The following is a 13,299-nucleotide window of genomic DNA, read 5'->3' as shown; positions in this document are numbered from 1 at the left end:
GTGGCGCGCATATTTCGTCACGCGCCACGAAGGCAGACAGAACACCGCTTACATGTTCGGATAGTTCGGACCGCCGCCGCCTTCCGGCGTGACCCACACGATATTCTGCGTCGGGTCCTTGATATCACAGGTCTTGCAATGCACGCAGTTCTGCGCATTGATCACGAGCCGCTCGTTGCCGTCGTCGTTCTTGACGAATTCGTAGACCGCCGCCGGGCAGTAGCGTGACTCGGGGCCGGCATAGGTCTGCCAGTTCACGTTGACCGGCACCGACGGGTCTTTCAGCGTCAGGTGCGCCGGCTGATTTTCCTCGTGGTTGGTGTTCGAGATAAACACCGACGACAGGCGATCGAACGTGAGCTTGCCGTCCGGCTTCGGATAGGTAATCGGCTTGGACTGCGACGCCGGCTTCAGCATCTCGTGATCGGAATGCTGGTGATGCAGCGTCCACGGCACATTGCCACCCAGCACCTTCTGCTCGATGCCGACCATCAGCGTGCCGAGGTACAGGCCCTTGCTCATCCACTGTTTGAAATTGCGCGCGCGATACAGCTCGGTGTGAAGCCACGACGTCTTGAAGGCTTCCGGGTACGCGCTCAGTTCGTCCGCCTGGCGGCCGGCCTGCACGGCGTCGAACGCGGCATCGGCCGCGAGCATGCCGGTCTTGATCGCCGCATGCGAGCCTTTGATGCGCGACACGTTGAGGAAGCCCGCGTCGTCGCCGACCAGTGCGCCACCCGGGAACACCAGCTTCGGCAGCGACATCAACCCGCCCGCGGTGATCGCGCGCGCACCATAGGACACGCGCTTGCCGCCTTCGAGAATCGCACGGATCGCCGGATGGGTCTTGTAGCGCTGGAATTCCTCGAACGGCGACAGATACGGATTCGAATAGCCAAGGCCGACCACGAAGCCCACCACCACCTGGTTGTTGTCCATGTGATAGAGGAACGAGCCGCCATACGTATCGTTTTCGAGCGGCCAGCCGGCCGTGTGCATCACGAGCCCCGGCTTGTGCTTCGCAGGATCGATCTCCCACAGCTCCTTGATGCCGATGCCGTACACCTGCGGATCGACGCCGTCGCGCAGCTTGAACTTGTCGTTCAGTTGCCGGCCGAGATGGCCGCGCGCGCCTTCGCAGAACAGCGTGTACTTCGCATGCAGCTCCATGCCAAGCTGGAAGTTCTCGGTCGGCTCGCCGTCCTTGCCGATGCCGAGATTGCCAGTCGCGACACCCTTGACCGAGCCGTCGTCGTTGTACAGCACTTCGGCCGCCGGGAAACCCGGGAAGATTTCCACGCCGAGCGCCTCGGCCTGCTGACCCAGCCAGCGCGTCACGTTCGCGAGGCTGATCACGTAGTTGCCGTGATTCTTGAAATTGTCCGGCAGCGCCCAGTTCGGTACGCTCTTCGCGCCGGTTTCCGACAGGAACAGGAAGCGGTCTTCGGTCACGTCGACGGTGAGCGGCGCGCCTTTTTCCTTCCAGTCCGGGATCAGTTCGGTGATCGCGCGCGGATCCATCACGGCGCCCGACAGAATGTGCGCCCCGATCTCAGAGCCTTTTTCCAGCACGCAGACGCCAAGTTCGACGCCCTTTTCAGCAGCGCGCTGCTTCAGGCGGATCGCCGCCGACAGGCCCGCGGGGCCGCCGCCAACGATCACGACGTCGTACTCCATCGACTCGCGTGGACCGTATTGCTCAATGAGACTTGCGGGGGTCATTGATGCTCCTCTTACCGTTAGAATGCTTTTTTCGGGTTCGTATTGTGGGCGAACGATTCCGGCACTGCAACCCGACGCGCACAGATTAGCACGGACGTTCTATTTACCGATGCGGTGGCGACCCGTGGCGCCGGTCCTGCCGCACTTCGTCAACCGCAGTTGTCTCTACCACCGAACAAGGAACGACAATGGGCCGTTCGATCAATCTGGAAGGCAAGGTCGCGCTGATCACCGGCGCCTCGAGCGGGTTGGGCAAGCGTTTCGCGCAGGTGCTGTCGCAGGCGGGCGCGAAGGTCGTGCTGGCGAGCCGACGCACGGAGCGCCTGAAGGAACTGCGCGCGGAGATCGAGGCGTCCGGCGGCGCGGCGCATGTCGTGTCGCTCGACGTGACCGACTACCAAAGCATCAAGTCGGCGGTCGCGCACGCTGAAACCGAGGCCGGCACGATCGATATTCTGGTCAATAACTCGGGCGTGTCGACCACGCAGAAGCTGTCTGAAGTCACCCCGGCCGACTTCGAATATGTGTTCGACACGAACACGCGCGGCGCGTTTTTCGTCGCCCAGGAAGTCGCCAAGCGCATGATCATGCGCGGCAACAATGCGCAGAAGCCGTCGTACCGGATCATCAACATCGCGTCGATGGCCGGCTTGCGGGTGCTGCCGCAGATCGGCCTGTATTCGATGAGCAAGGCCGCGGTCGTTCATATGACGAAGGCGATGGCGCTCGAATGGGGCCGTCACGGCATCAACGTGAACGCAATCTGCCCCGGCTATATCGATACGGAAATCAACCATCATCACTGGTCGACCGAGCAGGGGCAAAAGCTCGTGTCGATGCTGCCGCGTCATCGCGTCGGCAAGCCGGAAGATCTGGACGGGCTGCTGCTGTTGCTGGCCGCGGACGAATCGCAGTTCATCAACGGCTCGGTGATCGTCGCCGACGACGGCTTCGGGCTCGCCTGAGCCGGGCGATCGGTTAACAACGGAAGTAAGGAATGAGCGATTTTCACGCAGTTTTCGAGATGACGATGCCGATCCGCTGGGGCGACATGGACGCCTTCGGCCATGTGAACAACACCGTCTATTTCCGCTATATGGAGCAGGTGCGAATTTCGTGGTTCGAGCAGCTGGGATTTCTCGGCGGCAGCACCGGCGGGCAGGGGCCGGTGATCGTCAATGCGTCGATGGAGTTTCTGAAGCAGCTCCACTATCCGGGCGACGTGATTGGCCGGATGTCGGTGGCGACGCCGGGGCGCAGCAGCTTCGATACCGCGTTCGAACTGCTGCGCGCGGACGATCCGGATACGCTCTATGCGCGCGGCGCCGCGCGCTGCGTGTGGATCGATTACGCGGCCGGAAAGTCGGTGCCGGTGCCCGATTCGCTGCGCGCGACGATCGAGCGCGCGGCGCTCGTCAAGGCAGCCTGACAACAAACACCGACAAGCACTGACACGCCGGGCCGCCACGGCAGTCCGGGTTCATCAACTGCCGAGCAGCCTCTGTAGCAGCTCGGTCGCGTTCCCCGTATCGTATTTACGCATCAGCCGCGCGCGGTACACGTCGACCGTGCGCGGGCTGATATCGAGCACGCGGCCAATCTGTTTGCTGGTCTTGCCGGTCACCAGTTGCGCGGCGATTTCGCGCTCGCGCGGCGTGAGCTCCACCGCGACGCGCCGCGTCGCACTCAGATCCTCGAAGGTCCAGACGCCCGCTGCGTGCGGGTCGGCGCGCTGCTGCGCGCGGCCCGTGACGTGACACCAGAACAGTTCGCCGTTCGCGCGCTTCATGATGCGATCGTCCGCGTAGCTGCCGTGCGCGGTCATGATCGGCGGAATGCGCGCGCCGATCCGCTCGAATTCATCTTCCGACGGGTACAGCACCTGGAACGACTGGCCGATCAGCGCTTCGCGCGGGCAGCCGAAAATCGACGCGAGCTGGTCATTGCAGTCTTCGATAATCCGTTCTCGCGATAGTGCGAGCCCGATCGGAGCGAGGTGGAACGCGGTGCGGTAATCCAGAGCGGGCATGGGCTGGCGGCAATTACTTATGTATTTTTGCGTATTGTGCCGCATGGCGCGCCCAGCGTACTCTTTCGGCCAGATGACAACGCGGCGCGGCCTACCTTGGCGCGCGCAACGCGCGGGCTTGCATCGTTCGACGTGCGCCCAGCCGCGGATGGCTAGAATGACACGGTGGCATCACACAGGGCAGCGAAGCTCGCCGTATGCGATGTCAGCCGCAATAATCCGGTTTCGGGTTTCCATAGAGGAAGGGACATACTGATGAACAAAGTCTATCCAGGCGCCGCCGAGGCGCTGAAGGACATCGTCAAGGACGGGCAGACGTTCGCCGTCGGCGGTTTCGGGCTGTGTGGCATTCCCGAGGCGCTGATCGCGGCACTGCGCGATTCGAAGGTACGGGACATCACCTGCATCAGCAACAATGCGGGCGTCGACGGTTTCGGCCTCGGCCTGCTGCTGGAGACGCGCCAGATCAAGAAGATGATCTCGTCGTACGTCGGCGAGAACAAGGAGTTCGAGCGCCAGTACCTGGCCGGCGAACTCGAACTCGAATTCACGCCGCAAGGCACGCTCGCCGAGAAGCTGCGCGCGGGCGGCGCCGGCATCCCGGCGTTCTTCACCAACACCGGCTACGGCACGGTGATCGCCGAGGGCAAGGAAACCCGTCAGTTCGGCGAGAACCACTACGTGCTCGAGCACTCGCTGACCGCCGACGTCGCGCTCGTCAAGGCATGGAAGGCCGACAAGTCGGGCAACCTGATCTATCGCCGCACCGCGCGCAACTTCAATCCGATGTGCGCGATGGCTGGCCGCATCACCGTCGCGGAAGTCGAAGAAATCGTCGAAGTGGGCGAGCTCGATCCGGACGCGATCCATACGCCGGGCATCTTCGTGCAGCGTCTGGTGCTGAATGCGCATCCGGAAAAACGCATCGAACAACGCATCGTCCGCGCGAAAGGAGACTGATCATGGCATGGACTCGTGACGAAATGGCCGCGCGCGCGGCGAAGGAACTGCAGGACGGTTTTTACGTGAACCTCGGCATCGGGCTGCCGACGCTGGTCGCGAATCACGTGCCGGCGGGCGTCGAAGTGTGGCTGCAGTCGGAGAATGGCCTGCTCGGTATCGGCCCGTCGCCGACCGAGGAGGAAGTGGATGCCGACCTGATCAACGCCGGCAAGCAGACGGTGACGACGCTGCCGGGCTCGTCGATTTTCTCGTCGGCGGACTCGTTCGCGATGATTCGCGGCGGCCACATCAATCTCGCGATCCTCGGCGCGATGCAGATCAGCAAGAAGGGCGATCTCGCCAACTGGATGATCCCGGGCAAGATGATCAAGGGCATGGGCGGCGCGATGGATCTGGTCGCGGGCGTCAAGCGCGTGGTCGTGCTGATGGAGCACGTCGCGAAGGGCGACCAGCACAAGATCCTTGAGGAATGCACGCTGCCGCTGACGGGTGTCGGCGTGGTCGACGAGATCATCACCGACCTCGGCGTGATCGAGGTGACTGAAAACGGCCTGAAGGTGACCGAGCTCGCGCCGGGCGTGAGCGTCGATGAAATCAAGGCGAAGACGGGCGCGCCGCTCGATGTGAGCGCGGTGAGCTGAAAGCAGTGGTAGCGTGACCGCCGCGGCTGATATGACGGGGGCGGTGGCAAGCTGGTTTGTGAGCGGGCGAGGCGAGAGTCTCGCCCGCTCTGTTTTTGTGCGGCGGGTTTTGCGTGGCGGGTGACTGTTCGTAACAGTCCGACAAGGGCGTCCTATGCCTTCCGGCCGATCCTTGTCGCGCGGCGAAGCGGTTTACAATCGTTCGCAGCTTGAACGCGTGACGATTTGCGTCTGTTTTCGCGCCGGTTGCAGAGCGTTCGCTCGATGACCTCTGCTACGGCCTACCCAACCGAGCCCGCTCCGCTGCGCTTTTGCGAGGAACCCAGATGACCGCAACGATCTCAGCTTCCACTGCCGGCCTGTCCGCGCCGCGTCAACGTTCCGTGCAGTGCGCGAGCGCTGGCGGCCTGCATCGCGTTGCCTACACCGAATGGGGCGACCCGGACAATCCACGCGTGCTGCTGTGCGTGCACGGCCTGACGCGCTCGGGACGCGATTTCGATCGCCTCGCCGCGGCGTTCGCCGATACCTATCGTGTGGTCTGTCCGGACGTGGTCGGGCGGGGCCTGTCGTCGTGGCTTGCGAACCCCAACCTGTATGCCGTGCCGCAATACGTCGCCGACATGGTCACGCTGATCGCGCGGCTCGACGTCGATACGGTCGACTGGTTCGGTACCTCGATGGGTGGCCTGATCGGCATGGCGCTCGCGGGTCTGCCCGACACGCCGATTCGCAAGCTGCTGCTGAACGACGTCGGGCCGCACCTCGAGCCCGTTGCCGTGAAGCGCATCGGCGACTATCTCGGCAAGCCCGTGCGTTTCGATACGCTGCAGCAGGGCATCGACTATGCAGCGCAGCTCGCGCAAAGCTTCGGTCCGCTGACGCCGCAGGAATGGCGCGAAATCAACACGCCGCTGCTCCGCGAACAGGACGGCGGGTGGGTGCTGCGTTACGACCCGCGCATTGCGCAGCCGTTTGCGGCCATCACCGAGGAAGCCGCGAAGCTCGGCGAGGCGGCGCTATGGCATTCGCTTGCTTCGTTTCAGGGACCCGTGCTCGTGGTGCGTGGCGAGCACTCGGATCTGCTGTCGCGCGAAACGGTCGACAAAATGGTCGCGACCGGGCGCCTCGTCTCACGCATCGAGATTCCCGGTGTCGGACATGCCCCGGCGTTTCTGGCGGAAGACCAGATCGCGGCCGCGCGCCAGTTCTTCATCGGGCCGTCGGCGAACGCGTCATAATATTGGGTTTTCGTCTGACGACCCGCGCGACTTTCGCGGTTGGCGTCATGCGGAGTGAATTTCGATCAACCAACCCGTTCAGGATCTTTCATGGCAGTCATTCGTCATCACGTGGGCAAGCGTCTTTCGGAAATGGCCGTGCACAACGGCACCGTCTATCTCGCGGGGCAGATCGCCGAAGACACGGAGCAAAACATCGCCGGTCAGACGCGCGAAGTGCTCGGTCACATCGATCGTCTGCTGGGCGAAGCGAACAGCGATAAGTCGCTTCTGCTGTCGGTGCAGATCTACATTTCGGACATGGTGCATTTCGCCGGCATGAACGCGGTGTGGGACGAGTGGGTCGCCCAGGGCGACACGCCGCCGCGCGCGACGGTCGAAGCGAAGCTCGCGAATCCGAAATGCCTCGTCGAAATCGTCGTGGTCGCGGCGCAGCGCGGCTAAGCCCGCGTCTTTGGCTGTTACGTACTACCGTCGTTGAAGTCCCGTTGATTCGCCTGGCCCGGCGAGCCGTCGCACCATGAATACCGAAACCGTCACGAACGCGCCTCATCCTCTTCCTTCCTTCGACGAAGCGATGGCGTTCGTGCGCGAGCATGCGGGCGAGGTGCGGCTGTCGTCGGGCGAACTGCTGGCGGATCACGCGGCGGGCACCGCGTCGATCATGCGCAAGCTCAACGTCGATCCGCCCGCGGTGCTGGCGGCGGCGCTATTTACGCTGACGCCGCATCTGCGCGATCCGGAGCGGGTGATCGCCGACAACTTTGGCGAAGAAGTGGCGCAACTCGTCGGCGACGTGCGCAAGCTGTTGCGTCTCGGTACGATCAGCCTGCGCGCGACTCAAAATGCAATGCCCGAAACCGGACGCGATGCGCAGGCCGCGCGCCGCGTCCAGGTGGAAGCGCTGCGCAAGATGCTGCTCGCGTTTGCACAGGACATCCGCGTGGTGTTGATCCGTCTTGCGTCGCGGCTGCAGTCGCTGCGCTACTACGCGGCGGCGAAAGTGACGCCGTCGCCCGACGTGGCGCGCGAGACGCTCGATATTTACGCGCCGCTTGCTAACCGTCTGGGTATCTGGCAACTGAAGTGGGAGCTCGAAGACCTCGCGTTCCGCTTCGAGGAGCCGCTCACTTACAAGCGCATCGCGAAGTTGCTCGACGAAAAGCGCGTCGAGCGCGAGAGCTACGTCGCGCAGGCGATCGAGCGGCTGCAGCAGGAGTTGGCCGCCGCGCATATTCGCGCGGAGGTGAGCGGACGGCCCAAGCATATCTACAGTATCTGGCGCAAGATGCGCGGCAAGGAGCTCGATTTCGCCGAGCTCTACGACGTGCGCGCGTTCCGTGTGATCGTGCCGGACATCAAGGATTGCTACACCGTGCTCGGCATCGTGCACAACCTGTGGCAGCCGGTGCCGAAAGAGTTCGACGACTATATTTCCCGGCCGAAGCCGAATGGCTATAAGTCGCTGCACACGGTCGTGATCGGCGACGACGGTCGCGCGTTCGAAGTGCAGATCCGCACGCACGAAATGCATCGCTTCGCCGAATACGGCGTGGCCGCGCACTGGCGCTACAAGGAAGCGGGCGCGCGCGGTTACGGCGGCACCTTCAGCGCGAACGAAAAGTACGACGAGAAGATCGCGTGGCTGCGTCAGTTGCTCGCGTGGAAAGACGAGGTGTCCGAAGGCGAACACAGCGACGAGCGCGCGACGCAGCCGTGGGAGCAATTGCGGCAGGCCACGCTCGACGACGACCACATCTACGTGCTGACGCCGCAGGCGCGCGTCATTCCATTGCCGCACGGCGCGACGCCGATCGATTTCGCATATCACCTGCACAGCGAGCTTGGCCATCGCTGCCGCGGCGCGCGTGTCGATGGCGCGATGGTGCCGCTGAACACAGCGCTGCAGAACGGCCAGACCGTGGAGATCGTCGCGGTGAAGGAGGGCGGCCCGTCGCGTGACTGGCTCAACCCGCAACTCGGCTATCTGCAGAGCTCGCGTGCGCGTCAGAAGGTGCGCGCGTGGTTCAACGCGGTCGAACTGCAGGAGCACATCGCGAACGGCCGGGCGATGGTCGAAAAGACCTTGCAGCGCGAGGGCAAAACTTCGGTCAACCTCGACCAGCTGGCTACCCGGCTTGGCTTCAAGACAACCGACGATCTCTTCTCCGTGGTCGGCAAGGAGGAGTTCAGCCTGCGGCTCGTCGAGCAGGCGCTGCATGATGCGCCGCCGCCAGAGCCGGAAATCGAGGCGCCGGAGAAGTTCGAGAAGCGCAGCAGTGGCGCGAGTGTGGCGCGCGGCGCTTCGACCGGCGTGCTGGTGGTGGGCGTCGATGCGTTGCTCACGCAACTCGCGCGTTGCTGCCGCCCCGCGCCGCCCGATGATATTTGCGGCTTCGTTACACGCGGCAAGGGCATGTCGATTCACCGCAGCGACTGCGCGACGTTCCGCCGGATGGCAGAGCGTGCGCCCGAGCGCGTGCTGCAAACGGCGTGGTCGGCGGATGTGATGAGCGGTCGCGGCCAGTCGGTCTATCCGGTCGACCTCAGCATCGAGGCAACCGACCGGCAGGGGCTGCTGCGCGATATCTCCGAAGTATTCGCGCGCGAAAAGATGAACGTGATCGGTGTGAAAACGCAAAGTCGGCGAAACGCGGCGTTCATGCAATTCACCGTCGAAGTGTCGAGCTCCGCGCAGATTCAGCGTGCTTGCACACTGCTTGGCGAAATCACTGGAGTGATGCGCGCGGCGCGCAAGAATTGAGCTGCGCGTTTTATCGGGTGATGTCCCTGTGATGCGCTTCGTGCTTTTGTCACGCAATGAGTGAATCTGTCACGAGAAATTAAAGTCTCTGCATAAAAATACTTGCCAAGCTACGTGGGGCACCATATAATCTCGTTTCTTCAGGCTCGTAGCTCAGCTGGTTAGAGCACCACCTTGACATGGTGGGGGTCGTTGGTTCGAGTCCAATCGAGCCTACCAACGAAACGAGATTCCGGCTTGCCGGGATTTCGCAAACTGCAGTAAGCGCCTTGGGCGCAAAAGGTGAATACGGTTATGACACCGCGAACGTTGACCGAAACTGTTTCGGAGCGACGCTAGTCGAGGACCACTTTTGCCGATGAAGTTTGCATGAAATGTGAGTGCGGCCCCTCGAAAGCGGGGCCGCATTTTTTTTGTCTTTTGACCTGGTTGTATGTGCCGCCGCCGGCCGGCACCACGGAGAACGCAATGGTTTCGATACGTCTGCCCGACGGTTCTGTTCGACAGTACGAACATCCGGTGACCGTCGCTGAAGTGGCCGCTTCGATTGGCCCCGGTCTTGCGAAAGCCGCGCTGGGCGGCAAGATCGACGGTGAGCTGGTCGATACGTCGGCGTTGATCGATCACGACGTGGCACTTGCTATCGTCACCGAAAAAGACGCAGACGGCCTCGATATCATCCGCCACTCCGCGGCGCACCTGCTCGCGTACGCTGTGAAGGATCTGTATCCGGAAGCACAGGTCACGATTGGACCGGTCATCGACAACGGCTTCTACTACGACTTCTCATACAACCGCCCCTTCACGCCGGAAGATCTCGAAAAGATCGAAAAGCGCATGCAGGAACTCGCGAAGAAAGACGAGCCGGTGTCGCGCCGCGTGGTGTCGCGCGACGAAGCGGTCGACTACTTCAAGAGCATCGGCGAAAAGTACAAGGCCGAGATCATCGAGTCGATTCCGTCCACCGACGAAATCAAGCTGTATTCGCACGGCGGCTTCACGGATTTGTGTCGCGGCCCGCACGTGCCGTCGACCGGCAAGTTGAAGGTCTTCAAGCTGATGAAGGTCGCGGGCGCCTACTGGCGCGGCGATTCGAAGAACGAACAGCTGCAGCGCATTTACGGTACGGCCTGGACGAAGAAGGAAGATCAGGATGCGTACCTGCACATGCTCGAAGAGGCGGAAAAGCGCGATCACCGCAAGCTCGGCAAGCAACTCGACCTGTTCCACATGCAGGACGAGTCGCCGGGCATGGTGTTCTGGCACCCACGCGGCTGGACGCTGTGGCAGCAGGTCGAGCAATACATGCGCCGCCGCGTGAACGACGCAGGCTACCTCGAAATCAAGACGCCGATGATCATGGACCGTTCGCTGTGGGAAGCGTCCGGTCACTGGCAGAACTATCGTGAAAACATGTTCACGACGGAATCGGAAAAGCGCGACTACGCGATCAAGCCGATGAACTGTCCGGGTCACGTGCAGGTGTTCAACCACGGTCTGCGCTCGTATCGAGATCTGCCGCTGCGCTACGCGGAGTTTGGTTCGTGTCACCGCAACGAGTCGTCGGGCGCGCTGCATGGCCTGATGCGCGTGCGTGGCTTCGTGCAGGACGACGCGCATATTTTCTGTACCGAAGATCAGTTCATCAGCGAATCGATCGCGTTCAATACGCTTGCGATGAGCGTCTACCGCGATTTTGGCTTCGACAATGTCGAGATCAAGCTGTCGCTGCGCCCCGACGCGCGCGCCGGCACGGACGAGACCTGGGATCGCGCGGAACAGGGTCTGCGCGAAGCGCTGACGGCCTGCGGCGTGACGTGGGAAGAACTGCCCGGGGAGGGCGCGTTCTACGGTCCGAAGGTCGAGTACCATATCAAGGACGCGCTCGGCCGTTCGTGGCAGTGCGGCACGCTGCAGCTCGATATGGTGCTGCCGGAGCGTCTTGGCGCCGAATATGTCGCCGAAGACAACAGCCGTCGCCGCCCGATCATGCTGCACCGGGCAATCGTTGGATCGATGGAACGCTTCCTCGGTATTCTGATCGAGCACCATGCTGGTGCAATGCCGGCGTGGCTCGCGCCGATGCAGGTCGTGGTAATGAATATCGCGGAAAGTCAGGCCGAATATGCGCAGACTTTGGCTCAATCGTTGCAAAAACAAGGGGTTAGAGTCGAGGCCGATTTGCGCAACGAGAAGATTAGCTATAAAATACGCGAGCACACGCTGGAAAAGGTCCCATACCTGCTGGTAGTCGGCGACAAAGAGCGTGAAGCCCAAACGGTAGCCGTGCGTGCCCGTGGTGGTGTCGATCTGGGCGTTATGCCTGTTGATGCCTTCATTGAGCGTCTGCGCCAGGACGTGCAGTCGTTCAAGTGAGCCACTTGGCAGCCCGGCTCGTTTTTTTTAATTTTTAGAGGAAACGTAACATCGCTACTGATAAGTCTGCGCACCGCATCAACGGTGAAATTACAGCACCCGAGGTGCGACTGGTCGGCGTCGAGAACGAACCGCTCGGCATCGTGAAACTCGCTGATGCGTTCCGTATGTCGGAACAGCAGGACGTGGATCTTGTCGAAATCGCCCCGCAGGCGGTTCCGCCGGTTTGCCGTTTGATGGACTACGGCAAGTTCAAGTACCAGGAAGCGAAGAAGCAGCACGAGGCCAAGCTCAAGCAGAAGGTCATCCAGGTCAAGGAAGTCAAATTCCGCCCGGGTACTGACGACGGTGATTACAACGTCAAGTTGCGCAACCTCGTCCGCTTCCTCGAAGACGGCGACAAGACGAAAATCACGTTGCGTTTCCGTGGTCGTGAAATGGCTCACCAGGAAATCGGTATGCGCATGCTCGAGCGCTTGCGCACGGACCTCGACGAAGTCGGTCAGGTCGAGCAGATGCCGAAAATGGAAGGGCGCCAGATGATCATGGTGCTCGCTCCGAAGAAAAAGAAGTAAGCGTGAAAATTGAGCCGGAGCGGTAGCGCGCCATGTGGCGTGTGCTCCGGTTGAGAAAGTTTAATGATGCTGTGCTGGTTCTCCGGCGTGGTGTCGGAAGGTTTCGGAGCGGCGTGCATGTTCATGCGCGGCGAATCCCGAAAAGCGGCCGCTGGTGGTATCGGCGGTCTGCATACCAAGTGGAATGGGTTTCGAAGGGCGGGAAATGGGCCAACTGGCCGACCGCACACCCATCTCCATCTAATAATGGAGTTGTCATGCCGAAGATGAAGACCAAGAAGAGCGCTGCGAAGCGCTTCGTGGTGCGTCCGGGCGGTACCGTCAAGCGCGGTCAGGCCTTCAAGCGTCACATTCTTACCAAGAAATCCACCAAGAACAAACGCCATCTGCGTGGCTCCACGGCAGTTCATGATTCCGATCTGAACTCCGTGCGCGCAATGCTGCCGTTCGCTTAACCCTTAACCGACACTCATAGGAGCGAAACATGCCTCGAGTAAAACGTGGGGTTACCGCACGGGCCCGTCACAAGAAAATCATCAAGCTGGCCAAGGGTTACCGCGGCCGTCGCAATAACGTCTATCGCATCGCCAAGCAGGCGGTCATGCGCGCAGGCCAATATGCCTACCGCGATCGCCGCAACAAGAAGCGTGTGTTCCGTGCACTGTGGATCACGCGTATCAACGCGGCGGTGCGTCAGCACGACATGACGTACAGCGTGTTCATCAATGGCCTGAAGAAGGCTTCGATCGAACTGGACCGCAAGGTGCTGGCCGACATGGCTGTGTTCGACAAGGCTGCTTTTGCTGCGATCGTTCAGCAGGTGAAAGCCGCCGTTGCAGCCTGATTGCGTTTCTGGCAATTAAAACTGCGTGGTTCGTTGCAGCGAACATCCGGTAGTCTCGGTGACGCTGCAACAAAAACGGGGCTCCTCACCGAGCCCCGTTTTTGTTGGTAGAACCGGTTTGTTTCGATAGAACACTGACGTTGA

The 13,299-nt window shown here is 61.7% G+C and carries 13 protein-coding genes and 1 tRNA gene; 12 read left to right on the top strand and 2 right to left on the bottom strand.

Features of this window, described 5'->3' with window-relative positions:
* Positions 1–48: 48 nt before the first annotated feature.
* The gene (locus L0U82_RS11870) at positions 49–1,722 is read right to left on the bottom strand and encodes an electron transfer flavoprotein-ubiquinone oxidoreductase (protein ID WP_233831165.1); all 1,674 of its coding nucleotides are present in this window, start codon (positions 1,720–1,722) and stop codon (positions 49–51) included.
* A gap of 188 nt (positions 1,723–1,910) precedes the next feature.
* Here L0U82_RS11870 and L0U82_RS11865 point away from each other — a divergent pair, with 188 nt between their 5' ends.
* On the top strand, positions 1,911–2,687 hold the full coding sequence (locus tag L0U82_RS11865; RefSeq protein WP_233831163.1) for an SDR family oxidoreductase: 777 nt from the start codon (positions 1,911–1,913) through the stop codon (positions 2,685–2,687).
* 32 nt (positions 2,688–2,719) lie between these two features.
* Positions 2,720–3,151, top strand: coding sequence for an acyl-CoA thioesterase (locus L0U82_RS11860; protein WP_233831161.1), 432 nt, complete (start codon positions 2,720–2,722; stop codon positions 3,149–3,151).
* A gap of 54 nt (positions 3,152–3,205) precedes the next feature.
* Here the strand turns inward: L0U82_RS11860 and L0U82_RS11855 are convergent, their stop codons facing one another.
* Positions 3,206–3,751 carry a LuxR C-terminal-related transcriptional regulator gene (locus L0U82_RS11855; RefSeq protein WP_233831158.1) on the bottom strand — a complete coding sequence of 182 codons (546 nt, stop codon included), beginning with the start codon at positions 3,749–3,751 and terminating at the stop codon, positions 3,206–3,208.
* A gap of 255 nt (positions 3,752–4,006) precedes the next feature.
* Here L0U82_RS11855 and L0U82_RS11850 point away from each other — a divergent pair, with 255 nt between their 5' ends.
* The 10 genes from L0U82_RS11850 to rplT all read left to right on the top strand — a co-directional run bounded on the left by L0U82_RS11850 (position 4,007) and on the right by rplT (position 13,155).
* Positions 4,007–4,711, top strand: coding sequence for a CoA transferase subunit A (locus L0U82_RS11850; protein ID WP_233831156.1), 705 nt, complete (start codon positions 4,007–4,009; stop codon positions 4,709–4,711).
* Positions 4,712–4,713: 2 nt separating this feature from the next.
* Positions 4,714–5,355, top strand: coding sequence for a CoA transferase subunit B (locus L0U82_RS11845; RefSeq protein WP_233831155.1), 642 nt, complete (start codon positions 4,714–4,716; stop codon positions 5,353–5,355).
* Positions 5,356–5,681: 326 nt separating this feature from the next.
* Positions 5,682–6,596, top strand: a complete 915-nt coding sequence (locus L0U82_RS11840; protein WP_233831152.1) for an alpha/beta fold hydrolase — start codon at positions 5,682–5,684, stop codon at positions 6,594–6,596.
* Positions 6,597–6,686: 90 nt separating this feature from the next.
* Positions 6,687–7,040: a RidA family protein gene (locus L0U82_RS11835; RefSeq protein ID WP_233831149.1), complete on the top strand. Its 354-nt coding sequence runs from the start codon at positions 6,687–6,689 to the stop codon at positions 7,038–7,040.
* Positions 7,041–7,116: 76 nt separating this feature from the next.
* The gene (locus L0U82_RS11830; protein ID WP_233831146.1) at positions 7,117–9,360 is read left to right on the top strand and encodes a RelA/SpoT family protein; all 2,244 of its coding nucleotides are present in this window, start codon (positions 7,117–7,119) and stop codon (positions 9,358–9,360) included.
* Between the two features lie 142 nt (positions 9,361–9,502).
* Positions 9,503–9,579 (top strand) — tRNA-Val (locus L0U82_RS11825).
* A 249-nt stretch (positions 9,580–9,828) separates the two neighbouring features.
* Entirely contained in the window at positions 9,829–11,736 is a 1,908-nt protein-coding gene (gene thrS, locus L0U82_RS11820; protein ID WP_233831143.1) for a threonine--tRNA ligase, read from the top strand.
* Between the two features lie 50 nt (positions 11,737–11,786).
* Positions 11,787–12,311: a translation initiation factor IF-3 gene (infC, locus tag L0U82_RS11815; protein WP_075643713.1), complete on the top strand. Its 525-nt coding sequence runs from the start codon at positions 11,787–11,789 to the stop codon at positions 12,309–12,311.
* A 257-nt stretch (positions 12,312–12,568) separates the two neighbouring features.
* Positions 12,569–12,766 carry a 50S ribosomal protein L35 gene (rpmI, locus tag L0U82_RS11810; RefSeq protein WP_027198217.1) on the top strand — a complete coding sequence of 66 codons (198 nt, stop codon included), beginning with the start codon at positions 12,569–12,571 and terminating at the stop codon, positions 12,764–12,766.
* A 29-nt stretch (positions 12,767–12,795) separates the two neighbouring features.
* Positions 12,796–13,155: a 50S ribosomal protein L20 gene (rplT, locus tag L0U82_RS11805; RefSeq protein WP_006052502.1), complete on the top strand. Its 360-nt coding sequence runs from the start codon at positions 12,796–12,798 to the stop codon at positions 13,153–13,155.
* The last annotated feature ends 144 nt before the right edge of the window (positions 13,156–13,299 follow it).

It is taken from the genome of Paraburkholderia sp. ZP32-5 (genome assembly GCF_021390495.1).
GTDB lineage: Bacteria > Pseudomonadota > Gammaproteobacteria > Burkholderiales > Burkholderiaceae > Paraburkholderia.
Note: the sequence above shows the minus strand (reverse complement) of the source record. Positions and strands in the feature narration are given on the sequence as shown.